The organism is Escherichia coli, assembly GCF_036503815.1.
Lineage (GTDB): Bacteria > Pseudomonadota > Gammaproteobacteria > Enterobacterales > Enterobacteriaceae > Escherichia > Escherichia coli_F.
In genome coordinates this window covers 827677-846427 of record NZ_AP027764.1, presented here as the reverse complement: position 1 = coordinate 846427, position 18751 = coordinate 827677, and the positions used below count along the sequence as shown (strand labels likewise).

The 18751-nt window shown below is 51.6% G+C and carries 11 protein-coding genes; 3 read left to right on the top strand and 8 right to left on the bottom strand.

The window, feature by feature from the left end; genetic code table 11:
* Positions 1 to 98: 98 nt before the first annotated feature.
* The 7 genes from sslE to glcD form a co-directional block, all read right to left on the bottom strand.
* Positions 99 to 4655: a lipoprotein metalloprotease SslE gene (gene sslE, locus AABJ99_RS04055; RefSeq protein WP_039021398.1), complete on the bottom strand. Its 4557-nt coding sequence runs from the start codon at positions 4653 to 4655 to the stop codon at positions 99 to 101.
* 494 nt (positions 4656 to 5149) lie between these two features.
* Positions 5150 to 6832, bottom strand: a complete 1683-nt coding sequence (gene glcA, locus AABJ99_RS04050) for a glycolate permease GlcA (protein ID WP_338387497.1) — start codon at positions 6830 to 6832, stop codon at positions 5150 to 5152.
* Positions 6833 to 7187: 355 nt separating this feature from the next.
* Positions 7188 to 9359, bottom strand: coding sequence for a malate synthase G (gene glcB, locus AABJ99_RS04045; protein WP_039021397.1), 2172 nt, complete (start codon positions 9357 to 9359; stop codon positions 7188 to 7190).
* Between the two features lie 21 nt (positions 9360 to 9380).
* Positions 9381 to 9785: a GlcG family protein gene (glcG, locus tag AABJ99_RS04040; protein WP_000853256.1), complete on the bottom strand. Its 405-nt coding sequence runs from the start codon at positions 9783 to 9785 to the stop codon at positions 9381 to 9383.
* A gap of 4 nt (positions 9786 to 9789) precedes the next feature.
* Positions 9790 to 11013, bottom strand: coding sequence for a glycolate oxidase subunit GlcF (gene glcF / locus AABJ99_RS04035; protein ID WP_039021396.1), 1224 nt, complete (start codon positions 11011 to 11013; stop codon positions 9790 to 9792).
* A gap of 10 nt (positions 11014 to 11023) precedes the next feature.
* A complete protein-coding gene (gene glcE / locus AABJ99_RS04030; RefSeq protein ID WP_039021395.1) occupies positions 11024 to 12076 on the bottom strand; it encodes a glycolate oxidase subunit GlcE in 1053 nt (350 codons plus the stop codon).
* Entirely contained in the window at positions 12076 to 13575 is a 1500-nt protein-coding gene (gene glcD / locus AABJ99_RS04025) for a glycolate oxidase subunit GlcD (protein WP_039021394.1), read from the bottom strand. Before glcD ends, glcE begins: the two co-directional genes overlap by 1 nt.
* A gap of 251 nt (positions 13576 to 13826) precedes the next feature.
* Here glcD and glcC point away from each other — a divergent pair, with 251 nt between their 5' ends.
* The gene (gene glcC, locus AABJ99_RS04020; RefSeq protein WP_001332920.1) at positions 13827 to 14591 is read left to right on the top strand and encodes a transcriptional regulator GlcC; all 765 of its coding nucleotides are present in this window, start codon (positions 13827 to 13829) and stop codon (positions 14589 to 14591) included.
* A gap of 6 nt (positions 14592 to 14597) precedes the next feature.
* Here the strand turns inward: glcC and yghO are convergent, their stop codons facing one another.
* Positions 14598 to 15740, bottom strand: a complete 1143-nt coding sequence (gene yghO / locus AABJ99_RS04015; RefSeq protein WP_039021393.1) for a protein YghO — start codon at positions 15738 to 15740, stop codon at positions 14598 to 14600.
* 371 nt (positions 15741 to 16111) lie between these two features.
* Between yghO and AABJ99_RS04010 the strand changes: the two genes are divergently transcribed.
* Entirely contained in the window at positions 16112 to 17821 is a 1710-nt protein-coding gene (locus AABJ99_RS04010) for a fatty acyl-AMP ligase (protein ID WP_338387496.1), read from the top strand.
* Complete coding sequence (locus AABJ99_RS04005) at positions 17818 to 18732, top strand: NAD-dependent epimerase/dehydratase family protein (RefSeq protein ID WP_039021391.1); 915 nt, start codon at positions 17818 to 17820, stop codon at positions 18730 to 18732. Before AABJ99_RS04010 ends, AABJ99_RS04005 begins: the two co-directional genes overlap by 4 nt.
* The last annotated feature ends 19 nt before the right edge of the window (positions 18733 to 18751 follow it).

The window sequence follows — 18751 nt, the reverse complement described above, 5'->3', positions numbered from 1 at the left end:
TGCGGGCCTGCAGGTGTATGCCATACGGCTTTCCTCCAGGCCCGATGCGCCTTATATCATGCCGGATGCGGCGCGAGCGCCTTATCCGGCATACAGGATTACTCGACAGACATCTTATGCTCGGTAACCTTGTTAATGGTTTCCGGTCCCTGTTCCGGTTTCGGCAGCTTGAGTGACGCCAGCGTGTTGTACGCCGACTGGCTCACTCCGCCCTCGAAGCTCATTTCGCTTGCCCCCGGAAGCTGGTAAGCATTCGCACCCGGATTCCACTTCTTAAAGAACTCCGAAAGATCCGTCTGGGCGACCCAGGATGCACACAGCATCAGCGTGTCCGCTGCGTTACCGTTGGATTCAGCACAGTAATTTCTGCCGCCAAACTTGTCATTGCTGACCTCATCGCCGCGTGCTTTACGGTGCATCAACTGGAACAGGTTCCAGCCTTTCATCCCTTCACGATCGCTGTAGAACTTAGGCAGGTCACCTTCTGGATACCACTGTTTGATATCAAAGTTTTTCTCTGCCCACTCCTTCAGCTGCGCGTACATCAGCAGACGGTCACCCGCACCGCCGCGTGCCCAGGCCTGACCGTTGCTCTCGTCCAGATATTCCGGCGCGACGGTAATGTCGTCAGCGACACGGTTCATCTTACCGAGATAGCGATCCTGCATGTACAGCGCCAGCACGTTGTTCGCCACTTCAGTTGCACCCGGTACGTTCAGCGGTGTTTCTGCAGCGTTATGACCGACTTCGTGCCAAATCAGCCAGTCGTTCAGCGGCGTCGTCGGCAGCGTGGTGCTGTTCGTCGAGAAGCTGCTGTTCATCACCGGATAACCCGAGTGCGCGTCACCAATGGAGATCTGCACATCGTTGGCGAAACGATGTTTATGCCCCGTCAATGCTTTATAGGTAAACATCCGGTGCTTACCGTCTTCATCATTACGACCGTAAAAGTCATTCATCGAACTGGCAAAGGTATCCAGATCTTTAGCGAATTGCTCCAGACCGCCCGTGTAATTACTGGCATTCAGGTTCTTCTTCGGCGTAGTGTAGATGAAAGCGTCTGACTCCAGCTCGCCCAGCGGCGCAGGGGAGTTCAGATCGTGTTGCCACTTACCGTCTTTATAGAACGGCGCTTTTACTACACCAGTAAAGGTGAAGGTGGCAGATTCATTGTCGTTGCTGTCGCCTTTGATATAAATCAGGCCACCGTAAGGCACCTTGAACGTCAATTCACCGTTAGCCGCCAGAGAATAGGTTTTAGTGACTCTTGGCGGACGGTTCAGCGCAACTTCATGCTTCTCACGTCCGGTCAGGTCGTCAGCCAGTGCCACGGTAACAGTCACTGGGACTGACGCCGAAGACTTAATGGTGACCTCTTTCTGAGCCGGAGCCCACAGACCAGTAGACTGCATGTTACCCGCAAACCATTTGGTCGGGTTCGAGTACAGGCTGATGGTTTCAGTAACGTTCTGCCCCTCTTCCGATACGGCTCCCGGGTACTTCTCGACATCAACTTTAATGTTCAGATCCCACCAGGAACGGCCCAGCATCAGGCGCGTCAGCGGTTTTTCCATATAGTTGAGCGGGTAGCTCGGGTTCATCATGCCTGCTTTGCTGCTACCGTCACCGTAGATCATGTTGTTATCAATCAGCGATTTTTTCAGCTCAGCAGAACACTGCGTACCAACGTATGCATTGTTGGTGTAGCAGTTCAGGAACTCAGTGAACGTTTTAAAGCCCAGCTCGTCATTTTTGCCTTCTTCATAACGATAAGCCGTATCGTTCCACAACCAGACCGACATGTTCTGGTACAAACGTTCCAGATCGACGCTGTTCAGACGCTCACCTTTACTGCCTTTAGTACGGAAATAAAGCTCATGCTGATACAGGCGCTGAATGTTGGTGCCTAAATCCGCAGCCTGCACCATCGCTTTCGCCGTGTTGGCGTCAAGATTCAGTTGCGTATAGCGCGGAACATACATGCCACCAGTAACCGGAACCCCCGTGCCAGGACGATATTCCAGGCAGTTGACCTCATAGTGGTATGCCGAGTCCTTACACTCCTGTAATCCAGGAAACTTCTCAAAGATTTTTGCCTTTGCAGCCTCCAGAGACTCTTTGGTTTTAAACTCCGCCTCATCAATAAAGGCATAGCGCGTTTCCTGTTTGCCATCTACATCTTCCAGCCAGCTGGCAACTTCCAGCTTCGGTTTGTCATCAGGTTTGTTATCTACCTGATATTTCCACTTAACTTCCCCTGTCTCGCTATCGATGAAGTATGGCAACGCACCGTCTACGGCAGGATAACGTTCATAGACCCAAATGCCCGTTGCGCGCTGCTGACGAACGCGGTTCGGATACCCTTGAGGATCATTATTCACCACCGACTTGTTCAGTGCCATTGACAGGCCTGCGGCATCAAGCAGGCGCACAAAGCCAGACGCGCTCTCTTCCTTAAGATTGCTCATCACGTTTTCCATGATCAGCACCGAACCGCCTTTGTCCAGATAGGCTATCAGATCGGTCACATCCTGCTGGCTCAGCTTCGGTTTGCTGGTATCTGCACGTAGAGGCACTGCATAGGGATCACCAGACCACTGAGTCACATATTCAAAGCCGTTGAGGATCAGCAACGGAACTTCTTCCGGATTCAGATCGCCATAGCTGGTCAAATATTTAACAGAAATACCTGCGAAATCCGGATGGAAGCCAAACGCAGCACGGCTCCCCGTAACCTGGCCATGATTTTTGAAATAAACGTTTTCCAGGTTCGTACCCACGGTCATTGTGCTCTTGGTATTTGGCTGCCAGATGTCGTTTGACAGATAGCGCAGTACGTTCTGCATGAAGTGCTTCATGTCATCTGAATCACCGCTGAGCGTACACTCACCTTTATCATTAACACCACCGGCCCAGCTGTAACCATTCGGGCAACGCAAAATGCTGTTGTAGTGCGGGTTACCGATAACCATCAGTTTGCCCTCACCGACTTGCCCCAGCGAAATAAACGGCAGATTGAAGGTGGCGGTATCGCGCGTAACGTTCTCTGGCTGCACAATGGAAGGCGCTTCCGTAATGTACGCCAGCTCGTTTTTATCCCAGGCGCGTTTTTCGCCAAACGCCAGCCAGTAGTTTTTATCATTACGCGCCATCAGAATCGGGAATGCCGCGTTGGAGATATTCACCACCGCCTGACCGCGCGCATTTCCCGTGCTGCCATAGAAGTTGGTAGAGTCATGGAATACATGGAACTTGCTGACAGACTGGTAGTTCGTATCCACGCCCCACAGCTTGTTGATAACGCCCTGAATCTGGCCGTCATTAACATTGCGCGTCGTCAGCGAGAACCAGCGAGCCTCGTTACAACCGTCGGTTTTCGCACAAATCGCGGTATCGATCTCTTTGGCCTGACCCGTCTTAAACTGCTCGATAAATTCGTTAGGCAGCACAACGTTTTGATCGCCTTCATCCAGCGTCGCGCCATTGGATAACGAGAGATTGATAATCTCGTTGATCACGTTGGGATATTCGGCAAAGATCTTGCGTACATCGTCCGGAACAACACGGGTATTATTTTGCCCGGTTGTCGAATAGCGATGAATCAGCTGATCAACATTCGCGCCGTGAACTTCATCACCCAATTCAGTCAGCGCAATAGTCGACTTATTGCCGCGTACTGAGCCCAGTTCAAATGTATCGATACCAAAGGAGATGGTTTCGCCCCAGCTAAAGGAGAATTTACCGTTTTCGTCAGTTACGCCACGGCCTGAATTGGTGTAGTAGTCTACGCCAGCAACACCGTTCCCCAGGCTATCCACCAGATGGCCTTCGGAAAGAATGATTTCAGTTGGTTGATACTGATAAAACTGTTCCGCGTTAGCCGACACGAAGGACGCGTTCAGATCCGGTTTTGTTCCCTCTGTCGTGACTGGCACTACCGTTGAGGTATGGGTGGACGGCGCTTTATCAGTCGCAGCATTGTTTTCCACCTCTTCATTGACCAGCTTGCTGAAATCGTTTGTTGCCAGATCAATTTGCTTATACAGTTTTTCAAAACGCGCGCGATCAACCACTGACGAGAAAGTAAGACAAAGCTGTTCTGCATCTGCGGGGCAACTGTCGCTGGACGTCACCAGAGAGATGGCGTTGGTTTTCTTATTTGCAGAATCCGCCAGCTCCTGCGCGTCCTCAAGGCTAAACGACACTTTGTCAACCGCACGCAGGCTACGCGCAGTCTCTGACTGGGTGTTGAAAGTTGCAATGGTCGTACTGCCCACCACACAACTCACGGTATTGCCTGGCGTAAAGGTAAAGCCGTCGCTGGATTCACCATTACAGGTAGCACCAGTTACCCGCTGGCTTCCGCCCAGGGTCAGATACCCCGTTTTCGTAGGAACAGGTTCTGGCTCCGGTTCTGGTGTCGGCTCTGGATCGGGTGTCGGGTCTGGTGTAGGTTCTGGGTCCGGCGTCGGCTCAGGTGTCGGTTCCGGGGTTGGTATTGGATCGGGTTTCACTTCCGGCAAAGTCCCTGCTCCAGAATCTACAGACGGCGTATCGGAGGACGATCCTGAACCACCGCCATCACAACCGGTTAATAAGGTTGCGCTTAAAATAGCCGCTAAAAGCGATTTTTTATATTTAAATTTCTTATTCATTAATAACGCAAGTGACAAAATAAAATTAAAGAATTTGTAACTGGGAAAATAGTTTTATGCTTTATTTTCTCTAATAACTTCCTCCATTCTTAAGAAAACGGCATCATTTATAGAAAAACAGGTGAAATCTATAAGAATATCCCCTATACGATATCTGTCAGGTTATTTTTACGAAATTTCAACAAACAAAAAATCAATAACTTTTCACAGCGTAACCATATAAATTCGTTGATAGTTTTAACGATTTAGATTGCAAAAGCAACAGATAGAACGGTGTTTGCTCATCAAGCGAACATAATTAATACAGACTTGTTTTGCGTGATAAAAAAACAGATGTTCTCACACCCTTAATTATTTAGTATGTTATCTGAATGCAATACATTATTACTGTATAGATAATAAAGCAGGAAATGATTTTAAATTAATAAGACAGAATAATGTAATGAACAAAGAATGAAGCCGGATGATATTAACGATCATCCGGCTTAATTGATTTACGAGACTAACATTCCGGTAAACACATACGCCTGCAGCAGGGTGATAATGCCGATAACGCTGGCAAAAATCAGACTGTGCTTCACGGTGTAGCGGAACAGTTCAGATTCTCGGCCCACCATACCTGTCGCGGCACAGGCCACGGCGATAGATTGCGGGGAGATCATCTTGCCGGTCACGCCACCGCTGGTGTTTGCTGCCACCAGCAGGGTGTCAGAGACGTTGATTTGCTGCGCCGTCGTTGATTGCAGTGAACCAAACAGGGCGTTAGAAGACGTATCCGAACCCGTGAGAAATACACCCAACCAGCCAAGGAACGGTGAGAAGAACGGGAACATCACGCCTGTGCCCGCCAGTACCAGCGCCAGCGTGGTGGACATACCGGAATAGTTGGTTACGAAGGCGAACGCCAGCACCATGCCAATCGACAGTATCGGCCACTTCAGGCTAATTAGCGTTTCGGCAAAGACGCCAATACCTTTCTTGATCCCCACGCCGAGGATGAAGATCGAGATAATCGCCGCAATAAAAATAGCGGTGCCACCAGCGGAGAGAGGGTCGAATTTAAACACCGCATCCATTGGCGTTGGCTGAGCGACAATGGGTGCCGCTTTCAACACTTGTTGATGCAAATGAGGGATCTGGAAATTAATCACCAGCGAATAAAACGCACCGCCCGGAGCAAATAACGCTTTAAATGGTTTCATCGTCCAGATGGTAACCAGTACCGTTAAGATTAAAAACGGTGACCATGCACGAATGATTTGCCCCAGACTATATTCTGAAGGCACGGGACCGCCAGAAGATGGCTTATTTACCACCATCGCACCTGCGGATTGCCCCATGCTGATTGCCGTTTCGGTATTTTTCGGCCGCCAGACTTTAAGGAATAAAGCGAGTGAGACAATACTCACCAGCGCCGAAGTAATATCCGGCAGTTCCGGACCAATGTAGTTAGAGGTAAAGAACTGCGTGACAGCGAAGCTTCCCCCTGCAACCAGCGCCGCTGGCCAGGTCTCTTTCACCCCTTTCCAACCGTCCATCATTGCCACCAGCCAGAATGGCACAAGAACCGACAGGAACGGTAACTGACGTCCCGCCATTGCGCCAATATCAAACGGATCGATTCCCGTTACCTGACCAGCGACCAGAATCGGCACGCCCAAGGCACCAAACGCCACCGGCGCAGTGTTGGCAATCAGACACAACCCCGCCGCATATAACGGTTTGAAGCCCAGCCCCACCAGCAGAGCGCCTGTAATCGCCACCGGCGCGCCAAAGCCAGCCGCTCCTTCCAGCAGTGCGCCAAAGGAGAAACCAATCAGTAACACCTGCAAACGCTGATCGTCGGTGATGGAGATAACCGAACTGCGGATAATATCAAACTGCCCGCTGGCAACGGTTAATTTATACAGGAATACCGCCGCGACAATAATCCACGCAATAGGCCATAATCCATAAATAAAGCCATAGCCCGCAGCAGCAAATGCCATATCAATTGGCATTTTAAAGGCGAATATCGCAATCAGGATAGATAATATAAGGGTTATTGCTCCAGCAACATGCCCTTTCAGACGTAATACCGCGAGTGCAACGAAGAAGAATATTATCGGGATCAGGGCGACCAGAGCGGATAGCCTCAGTCCTCCCATCGGCATATACATTTGGGTCCAGGTAACCATATTGTTCAGTCTCTTATTATCTTTATATACTTGATATATTTAAGGTTTGTAATAAGCAAAAGAGGACTGAACTGTAAAATATAGGCGTTATACTTTACATCAACAGCACGCCGCTAACGCAATTGCTACCTCTGGCATAACAAGTATATCGGGTAAGGGTTTCTGTTCCGCACACACAGGCGCAGAGTATCGTAAAGATGTCCATAATGTTGTTTTAGTCCCGCTAGTGATGCGCTACGGGTATTTAATATTGTTAAACCCTGATAATCGCTCCGGTTATTTCCGGGATAAATATACTACCGCAGTTACTATCATAGCCCCGACAATAAAACTTGCCGGGGCTTTTTTGATGCTATTAATGACTTTCCTTTTCACGTAAACGCCAGGCGTGTAATAACGGTTCGGTATAACCGTTTGGCTGTTTCACGCCGAGGAAGATCAAATCGCTGGCAGCTTTAAAGGCACACGAGTTAGCGAAATTCCCGACCATCGGACGATATGCCGGATCGCCAGCATTTTGCTGATCCACCACTTTCGCCATGTTCTCCAGCGACGCATGCACCTGATCTTTGGTCAGAATACCGTGACGTAACCAGTTGGCGATATGCTGGCTGGAGATACGCAACGTTGCACGGTCTTCCATCAGCGCCACGTTGTGAATATCGGGTACTTTTGAACAACCAATCCCCTGCTCCACCCAGCGCACCACGTAACCCAAAATCCCCTGCACGTTGTTATCCAGCTCTTGTTGGATCTCTTGTGCCGACCAGTTAGCGTTTTCAGCAACCGGAATGGTCAGCAGATCGTCCAGCAGCGGTTCAAATTCAGCATTGAACTCGGTCTGGGCAATGTTGGCTTGCACACTCTGTACGTTGGTTTGATGGTAGTGCAGCGCATGGAGTGTAGCGGCAGTTGGCGACGGAACCCAGGCCGTGTTCGCCCCGGCACGTAACTGATCGCCCTTCTGGCTGTACATGTCTGCCATCAGGTCCGGCATTGCCCACATCCCTTTACCGATTTGCGCTTTACCGCGCAGCCCGCAGAACAGGCCGGAAAGCACGTTGTTGCGCTCGTAGGCTTTGATCCACGGCGTCGATTTCATCTGGTTTTTACGCAACATTGGGCCCGCTTCCATCACCGAATGCATCTCATCGCCAGTACGGTCAAGGAAACCGGTATTGATAAACGCCACGCGGTTGCTGGCCTGAGCGATACAGCTACGCAAGTTCAGCGAGGTCCGGCGTTCTTCATCCATAATGCCCATTTTCAGGGTATTCGGTTTCATACCAAGCATTGTCTCAATGCGGGTAAACAGTTTGTTGGCAAAAGCCACTTCCTGTGGACCGTGCATTTTCGGTTTCACAATATAAACACTGCCGGTACGCGAGTTTTTCTGCACTTTTAAGTCGTAGAGGGCAATCGCACCAGTCATGACGCCATCAAGAATACCTTCCGGAATTTCATTACCTTCGCTGTCCCAAATCACAGGAATGGTCATCAAATGCCCCACGTTGCGGATAAACAGCAGCGAACGTCCGTGCAGAGAAATTTCAGAGCCATCGGCGGCGGTATACTGACGATCGTCATTCAGTTTACGCACGATTTGCCGACCGTTTTTCTCCATTTTCTCTTGCAGAGTCCCCTGCATCAGGCCCAGCAGGTTGCGATACAGCAGGATTTTATCTTCCGCATCAACCGCCGCGACCGAATCTTCGCAATCGAGAATGGTACTGATGGCCGCTTCGACGATAACATCGTTGATGTGCGCCGGATCGTCTTTGCCAATCCGCCCGTTGGCATCGATTTGTAGCTCAATATGCAGGCCGTTATTTTTCAGCAAAATGCAGGTCGGCGCAGCAGTATCGCCACGGTAACCGACAAACTGTGCTGGAGTACGTAACGTGGTTTCTTGACCATTTTTCAACTGGATGCGTAATTGTTTATCGACCACCTTAAACGCCACCACATCCTGATAGCTGCCATTTTCCAGCGGTAGTGATTCATCGAGGAAACGCCGAACCCAGGCGATAACCTGCTCACCACGCTGCGGATCGTAGCCGCTGACCATCGCCCCTTCCTGCGGGATGATGTCGCTGCCGTATAACGCATCGTACAGTGAGCCCCAGCGCGCGTTCGCCGCGTTCAGCGCGTAGCGGGCATTCATTGCCGGAACCACCAGCTGTGGCCCCGCCTGGCTGGTGATTTCGCTGTCGATACCCGTGGTTTCCACCGTAACGTGGTCAGGCTGTGGCACCAGGTAGCCCAGTTCACGCAGGAAAGATTTATAGGCCGCTTTATCTTTTACCGGCCCCGGATTGCTGCGATGCCACTCATCAAGCGCCGCCTGAATGCGATCGCGCTCTGCCAGCAACTGACGATTCTCTGGCGCCAGATCGTGAACGATGTCATCAAAATTGCGCCAGAACGCGGCAGCATCCAGTTCCACGCCAGGCAAAACTTCTTCATCCACAAAACGTTTAAAATTGGCGTCAATGCGTAAACGGCCCTGGGTTATGGTTTGACTCATTGTTTCTCTCCTCGTTTTCGCTTATTTCGCCAACACCGCTGCTGCCGCTTTCGCGACCTGCGCATCCTGTGCTCCGGTTAAACCAGAAACGCCCACGGCACCAATAATTTGCCCATCCACAACAACCGGTACGCCACCTTCCAGCGACGTCAGTAACGGCGCAGTCACGAACGCGGTACGTCCGTTGTTCACCATCTCTTCATAGCCCTTAGTTTCACGACGCCCCAGCGCGGCGGTACGCGCTTTCTCCTGGGAGATGTAAGCCGCAATCGGCGCGCAATCGTCCATGCGACTTAACGCCAGCAGATGACCGCCGTCATCGGCAACAGCAATGGAAACAGACCAGTTATTTTTCTGCGCCTCTTCCTGACCTGCGGCAATAATTGCACTCGCCATTTGCTGGCTAAGAATGACTTTAGTTTTCATTTTGTTATTCCTTTTCAAGGGCTTGTTCTACAATTTCAATCCAGTGACGCACAGAGGTACGACCGGCACTCGCCAGATGCATCTGGCAACCAATGTTGGCGGTGACGATCATTTCCGGTTTGCCGCTTTCCAGCGCATTCATTTTGTTATCCCGCAGCTGGCGCGCCAGATCGGGATGCGTTAACGCATATGTTCCCGCTGAACCGCAGCACAGATGGCTGTCGGGAACGTCCGTTAAGGTAAATCCAAGACGAAGCAACACTTTTTCCACTTCGCCGTTCAGCTTTTGCGCATGTTGTAGGGTACACGGGCAGTGGAAGGCCAGTTTTTTATCGCCGCGAATTGCCAGTTTTTCCAGCGGTTCCTCGCGCAGAAGTTCGACTAAATCGACCGCCAGCTCACTGACCTGACGCGCTTTATCGGCATACAACGCATCGTTTTTCAGCATCTGCCCATACTCTTTGACAAACGCGCCGCAGCCGCTGGCAGTCTGCAAAATTGCCTCGGCACCTGCTTCAATCGCGGGCCACCAGGCATCAATATTATTGCGCGCCCGCGCTAACCCTTTCTCTTGCGCATTAAGATGATAGTCCACCGCGCCACAACAGCCTGCTTCGTTAGCTGGCATGACGCTGATCCCCAGACGATCCAGCACTCGCGCAGTTGCCGCGTTGGTGTTGGGCGAAAGCGTAGGCTGGGCGCAGCCTTCCAGCATTAAAACCCGACGCTTATGGCGCAGCGGTGGACGCGGTTTAGCTTTCACCGTTTCAGCAGGCAGTTTTGCTCTGACCTGTTCCGGTAAAAACGGTCGCAGCACCAGCCCTACCTGCGTCAGCGCACGGAAGACCGCCGGACGCGGCACTACCTGGCGCAATCCTTCGCGCAGCATTCGCTCCGGCAATGGACGTTTCACTTTCTGCTCGACAATATCACGCCCGATATCCAGCAAATTGTGATAGCGCACACCAGAAGGACAGGTGGTTTCACAATTGCGACAAGTGAGACAGCGATCGAGATGCTCCTGCGTTTTAAGCGTGACTTCGTTGCCCTCCAACACCTGTTTAATCAGATAGATGCGCCCGCGCGGCCCGTCCAGTTCATCGCCTAAAAGCTGATAAGTTGGGCAGGTTGCAGTACAAAATCCACAGTGAACACAGGCGCGCAGGATGCTGTCGGCTTCCAGCGCACGCGCGTTCTGAAGCATCTCTTCAGTTAACCGGGTTTGCATAGCCTGCTCCTTAAAGTTCCGCGTACATGCGACCGGGGTTAAACACGCCGCAAGGGTCGAGCTGCTGTTTAAGCTGCTGGTGATAGCGGAATAAAGGAGCCGGTAGCGGGGCAAAGCCACCATCTCCGGCACTAAAGCGGGTCGCATGACCGCCTGCGTTGTGGGCAATGCGATGGATTTGATTGTCATCGGCTGTCGATTTCAGCCAACGTAACGCCCCGCCCCAGTCGATCAGTTGCTCGCCGGGTAAATCCATCATCGGCGCATCGGTGGGTAAGGAAATACGCCATAAAGTGCCCGGTAATGAGAAGAACGGCAGTTGTTGTTCACGCAATTGCTGCCAGAACTGACCCGCAACCTCTTCGCCACCCAGCAGTTCACGTGCTGCTTTTACCGATCCTTCACCGCCTTCAAGGCGGATCCACAACGCATTGTCGAAGTAACATAAGCCACTAATGGGTAATGGCTGGAGTTGCCACTGGGCGATTTCACTCATGGCTTCTTGCAGGCTTATTTCCCGACGCAAGCTCAGTGTGGCGCGCGGTCGCGGCAACACTTTCATCGAGATTTCAGTGAGCACGCCAAGACAGCCGTAGCTTCCGGCCATTAACCGCGAGAGATCGTATCCGGCAACGTTTTTCATCACTTCGCCACCAAAGCGCAGATGTTTTCCAGTGCCGGTAATAATGCGCGTACCGAGGACAAAATCGCGGACCGAACCGCTCCACGGGCGACGCGGCCCCGCCAGCCCGCAGGCGACCATCCCGCCCCAGGTGGCTTCTTCACCATAATGCGGCGGCTCGCAGGGGAGCATTTGCCCCGCGCTCTCCAGCGCCGCTTCAATCGCCACCAGCGGTGTTCCGGCACGCGCGGTAATCACCAGCTCGGTCGGGTCGTAATTAACAATGCCGCGATGGCAACGCACATCCAGCGTTTGCCCGATGACAGGACGACCTAAAAAGGCTTTGCTATTGCTTCCCTGAATCACCAGCGGCGTTTTATCGCTAATTGCCTGATTCACCTGCTCCAGCAGTACCTGGCTGTAATCACACTCGCCTAGCATCAGAAACGCTCCAGTTCAGGGAAAGGTAAATGACCGTGATGCACGTGCATGGCACCAAATTCAGCGCAGCGGTGCAGTGTGGGGATGTTTTTCCCAGGGTTCAGCAAACCATCAGGATCAAACGCCGACTTGACTGCATGAAAGGTAGTAATTTCATCACTGTTGAACTGGGCGCACATCTGATTGATTTTTTCGCGCCCGATGCCATGTTCCCCACTGATACTGCCGCCTACTTCAACACAGAGTTCAAGGATCTTCCCACCCAATTCTTCCGCACGGACGAATTCACCGGGTTCGTTGGCATCGAAAAGGATTAACGGGTGCATATTGCCGTCTCCGGCATGAAAGACGTTGGCAACGCGTAAATCATATTGCTGCGATAAACGGGCAATGCCTTCCAGTACGCCAGGCAACGCGCGGCGCGGGATGGTGCCGTCCATGCAGTAGTAATCCGGGGAGATACGTCCTACCGCCGGAAAAGCATTTTTGCGACCGGCCCAGAAACGCACGCGCTCCGCTTCATCCTGCGCCAGACGGACGTCAGTCGCGCCCGCTTTCAATAAGATGTCGTTAACTCGCTCGCAGTCTTCCTGTACATCAGATTCCACGCCGTCCAACTCACACAATAAAATTGCTTCGGCATCGACGGGATAACCGGCATGAATAAAATCTTCCGCCGCGCGGATCGACAGGTTATCCATCATCTCCAGCCCGCCGGGGATAATGCCATTAGCGATGATGTCGCCAACCGCAAGTCCGGCTTTTTCTACCGAGTCAAAGCTGGCTAACAGAACTCGTGCCACAGGGGGCTTCGGCAGCAGTTTTACCGTCACTTCGGTGGTCACGCCGAGCATGCCTTCCGATCCGGTGAACAGCGCCAGTAGGTCAAAACCGGGCGAATCCAGCGCGTCCGATCCCAGCGTCAGCGCCTCGCCATCCAGCGTTTGCACTTCAATTTTCAGCAGGTTATGTACGGTCAGACCATATTTCAGACAGTGGACGCCCCCGGCGTTTTCCGCCACGTTGCCGCCAATGGAACAGGCGATTTGTGAGGAAGGATCCGGCGCGTAATAGAGATTATGCGACGCAACAGCCTGGGAGATCGCCAGGTTACGCACGCCCGGCTGCACACGCGCACGGCGACCAACGGGGTTAATGTCGAGGATTTCTTTAAAGCGCGCCATCACCAACAACACACCTTTTTCCAGCGGCAGCGCACCGCCAGAAAGTCCGGTGCCTGCGCCACGGGTCACTACCGGTACATGCAAACGGTGGCAGACAGCGAGAATCGCCGTCACCTGTTCCATCTGCTTAGGCAGAACAACCAGTAATGGACGCGTACGATACGCGCTCAACCCGTCACACTCGTAAGGAATGATCTCCTCATCGGTATGCAGGATCTCAAGTCCAGGGACATGCTCACGCAGTGCCATCAGTACCGATGTGCGGTCGACATCGGGTAAAGCGCCATCAAGACGCTCTTCGTACAAGATGCTCATGAGTAGGCTTCGCTTTGTTGTGTTGTGTGGCAGCTGATTTTTGTGCGCTGCTTCTGTGAACAGTTATTAAGCGGGCTTTTCGTTTTCGTCTATCTCTTTAGCTACCGGTCAGACCATTTTTTTTTCCAGCTCTGTGACCTTGCCTTGGTTAACTTAATGTTAAATTGATGTAACATAATCACTTACGTGATGTGCGTGTTTTGCGAATCAAGAACAGAAAAATTGGTCCTACCTGTGCACGAGGTCCGGGAATGAAAGATGAACGTCGCCCTATTTGCGAAGTGGTTGCAGAGAGTATCGAACGGTTAATTATCGACGGCGTGCTGAAGGTCGGTCAGCCGCTTCCTTCGGAGCGTCGACTGTGTGAAAAGCTCGGCTTCTCGCGTTCCGCACTGCGTGAAGGGCTGACCGTGCTGCGCGGACGCGGGATTATTGAAACAGCGCAGGGGCGCGATTCCCGAGTAGCACGGCTTAATAGAGTGCAGGACACCAGCCCGCTAATTCATCTGTTCAGCACGCAGCCGCGAACGCTGTACGATCTACTCGACGTTCGCGCATTGCTGGAAGGCGAATCGGCAAGGTTGGCAGCTACGCTGGGAACCCAGGCTGATTTTGTTTTGATAACCCGCTGTTATGAAAAAATGCTCGCAGCCAGTGAGAACAACAAAGAAATTTCGCTGATCGAACATGCGCAGCTGGATCATGCTTTCCATCTTGCCATTTGTCAGGCTTCCCACAATCAGGTGCTAGTTTTTACGCTGCAATCATTGACCGATCTGATGTTTAATTCAGTGTTTGCCAGCGTAAATAATCTCTACCATCGACCACAGCAAAAAAAGCAGATCGATCGCCAACATGCGCGGATCTACAACGCGGTGTTGCAGCGGCTGCCACACGTCGCCCAGCGCGCAGCACGCGATCATGTGCGGACCGTGAAAAAGAATCTCCACGATATCGAGCTGGAAGGCCACCATTTGATTCGCTCGGCGGTGCCGCTGGAGATGAAGCAGGGGTGACTGCCATCAAATCTGCTTTTCATACAATCGGTAACGCTTGTACGGCTCCGCTCCAATGCGTTCCAGCATGTTATTCATGCCTGTATTGGTTTCGAGGATCCATGACATTTCCAGCGCATCGATCTTCCGGCGAGCAAACGGATCGCGTAAGGCTTCAATCAATAACAGCGCAATCACCGGGCCGATGCGGCTGAACTGATACTCGTCACGCACGCCCATCAGCGGCACTCGCGCAGTTCGCACACCGCTGACTTTTAAGCGCCACAGCAATTTTGCCCAGCCGAAGGGAAAGAGCGATCCGTTCAGATCGGCAATCGCCTCGTTGATGTTCGGCAAGCCGACTATAAACGCGCAGGGAGCAGAATCAATCTCGGCGACGTAGATCATATCGTCCGGTACCAGATACTTTAGTTGATCGCCCATGGTAGCGAATTCATGTTCGGTAAACGGCACAAATCCCCAGTTGTGCTGCCAGCCAGAGTTGAAAATCTCACGCAGGATCTGCATCTCTTCAGCAAACCGCTGACGATTGATGCAACGAATGGTCACCTTTTTGCGTACCTGATCCATCAGTTTTTTTAGCGCCGGAGAGAACGTGAGATCGGTTCGCTGCATCCACCACGCCAGTAAATCAATGCCTTTGTGATAACCCAGTTGTTCAATATGCGCGGCATACCACGGTTTGCCGTGTGGCATCATCGCACTGGGTGGTGTGTCAAACCCTTCAATCAGTAATCCGCTTTCCTGATTGATATTCAGGCTGAAAGGCCCGCTGATCATACTGGCACCTTGTAACTTCAACCATGCTTCCGCTGCGCCAAACAAAGCGGCAAAAACCTGCGGATCATCAATGGCGTCAATCATGCCAAAATGACCGGTATCGTCACCGTAACGCTCGCGGTGCAAGGTATCGATTTGCGCGGTAATCCGCCCGACTATCTGCCCCGCTTTTTTTGCTACCCACGCCTGCCAGATAATATGGTCCGTCCCCGGATTCTTCGCCGACAAATGCTCGCTGCGTTCAATGAACAAAGGGGGTATCCAGTTTGGATCATCGGGATAAAGTGATGACGGAAAAGCGATAAATGCCTTAAGGTCATTTTTATTAATTACTTTTTCAATTTTAATCATCAGCAGATCGCATTCCATATCTCTGTGGATAACAAATAATTAACGGTGACAAACAGATTGCAACAGCAACGAACGGCATCTTAATAATCAACCCAAAGAATACAAACAAAGAATAAATAGTATTTATTAATAATTAAGATAAGGTCAGAGACTACACAGAAGCGCCTCAATGCCTTTTGTCGATTTAAGGCAACCAAACAAGGCTTCTTCTTAATATATTCATAAATTAAATATCATTCACAATAAAAACAACAAAGCCAAACCTATTATTTAAATCAATGTTCAATATCGCACCGATGAAAATACTATCTCATTTATCTTTTATGCCTATATAATCCACCGCATTATTGTCATTTTATTTCTGATATCCAATTTTTTTCGTGGTGTATATGTCTAATAACATCTTTACGCATTCCCTACCTATGCGCTATGCCGATTTTCCAACGCTGGTTGATGCTTTGGACTACGCCGCTCTGAGTAGCGCCGGAATGAATTTTTATGACAGACGTTGCCAACTTGAAGATCAACTGGAATATCAGACGTTAAAAGCGCGTGCCGAAGCTGGTGCGAAGCGGTTGTTATCACTGAATCTGAAAAAAGGCGATCGCGTGGCGCTGATTGCCGAAACGAGTAGCGGGTTTGTAGAGGCTTTTTTTGCCTGCCAGTATGCCGGCTTAGTCGCCGTCCCGTTGGCAATTCCAATGGGCGTCGGTCAGCGGGATTCCTGGAGCGCCAAACTGCAGGGTTTACTGGCAAGTTGCCAGCCCGCAGCCATTATCACTGGTGATGAGTGGTTGCCACTGGTCAATGCTGCTACGCATAACAACCCCGAATTACATGTTTTAAGCCACACCTGGTTTAAGGCATTACCGGAAGCCGATGTTGTACTCCAGCGTCCAGTTCCGAACGATATCGCCTACCTCCAGTACACCTCCGGCAGCACCCGTTTTCCCCGTGGCGTCATTATCACCCATCGCGAAGTGATGGCTAATCTACGTGCTATAAGCCACGATGGCATTAAATTACGCCCTGGCGACCGCTGCGTCTCCTGGCTGCCTTTCTACCATGATATGGGACTGGTCGGCTTTCTCCTGACCCCCGTCGCCACGCAGCTCTCAGTAGATTATTTGCGCACTCAGGATTTTGCCATGCGTCCTCTGCAATGGCTTAAATTGATCAGTAAAAATCGCGGCACCGTTTCCGTTGCGCCGCCGTTTGGCTATGAATTGTGCCAGCGCCGCGTGAATGAAAAAGATCTCGCTGAACTGGATCTTTCCTGCTGGCGCGTTGCTGGTATTGGTGCTGAGCCGATCTCCGCAGAACAACTCCATCAATTCGCTGAATGTTTCCGTCAGGTTAACTTTGACGATAAAACTTTCATGCCGTGCTACGGACTGGCAGAAAATGCGCTGGCTGTCAGCTTCTCTGATGAAGCCTCCGGGGTTGTGGTTAACGAAGTGGATCGCGACATCCTTGAATATCAGGGCAAAGCCGTCGCGCCGGGTGCTGAAACACGCGCCGTATCGACTTTCGTCAACTGCGGTAAAGCGTTGCCGGAACATGGCATTGAAATCCGCAATGAAGCAGGTATGCCGGTCGCGGAACGTGTGGTAGGCCATATTTGCATCTCCGGCCCCAGCCTGATGAGCGGTTACTTTGGCGACCAGGTTTCGCAAAACGAGATTGCCGCGACGGGCTGGTTAGATACCGGCGACCTCGGTTATCTGCTGGACGGTTATCTGTATGTCACCGGGCGCATTAAAGATCTGATTATTATTCGTGGCCGTAATATCTGGCCGCAGGATATTGAATATATTGCGGAACAGGAACCGGAAATTCATTCTGGCGATGCGATTGCTTTTGTTACCGCCCAGGAAAAAATCATTTTGCAGATCCAGTGTAGGATCAGCGACGAAGAACGTCGTGGGCAGCTTATCCACGCACTGGCAGCACGGATCCAAAGCGAATTTGGCGTAACAGCGGCTATCGATCTGTTGCCGCCCCACAGTATTCCCCGAACGTCCTCCGGCAAGCCTGCCCGTGCGGAAGCGAAAAAACGTTATGCTGCAAGCCTTCATGTGCAGGAATCCATGGCATGAATCAAACTGTCGCGGTGACGGGCGCTACCGGGTTTATCGGTAAATATATTATCGATAACCTGCTCGCCCGCGGCTTTCACGTTCGCGCATTGACGCGTACTGCCCGCGCTCACGTCAATGATAATCTCATCTGGGTGCGCGGTTCGCTGGAAGATACACATTCGCTTAGCGAACTGGTTGCCGGAGCCAGCGCGGTGGTCCATTGCGCCGGGCAAGTGCGCGGACACAAAGAAGAGATTTTTACCCGCTGTAACGTTGACGGCAGCCTGCGCCTGATGCAAGCGGCAAAAGAGAGCGGCTTTTGCCAACGTTTTCTGTTTATCTCTTCGCTGGCGGCGCGCCATCCCGAACTCTCCTGGTACGCAAATTCCAAACACGTCGCCGAACAACGACTGACCGCAATGGCTGACGAAATTACGCTGGGCATTTTTCGCCCGACAGCCGTGTATGGTCCCGGCGATAAAGAGTTAAAACCGCTGTTTGACTGGATGCTGCGCGGCCTGCTGCCACGACTTGGTGCGCCAGATACACAGCTCTCTTTCCTGCACGTCACCGATTTCGCGCAAGCCGTGGGGCAGTGGTTAAGCGCCGAAACTGTACAGACGCAAACCTATGAATTATGCGATGGCGTCGCCAGCGGCTATGACTGGCAACGCGTACAGCAACTTGCCGCCGACGCCCGTTGCGGTTCCGTTCGAATGGTTGGTATTCCTCTGTCGGTACTCACCTGCCTTGCGGATATCAGTACCGCGTTGAGTCGCCTGGCAGGTAAAGAACCTATGCTGACCCGCTCGAAAATCCGTGAATTAACCCACGCCGACTGGTCAGCAAGTAATAACCGTATTTCTGAAGATATTAATTGGTTTCCCGGGATTAGCCTGGAACACGCATTACGCAACGGGCTATTTTGATTGTCTTGTTTAAAGGTGT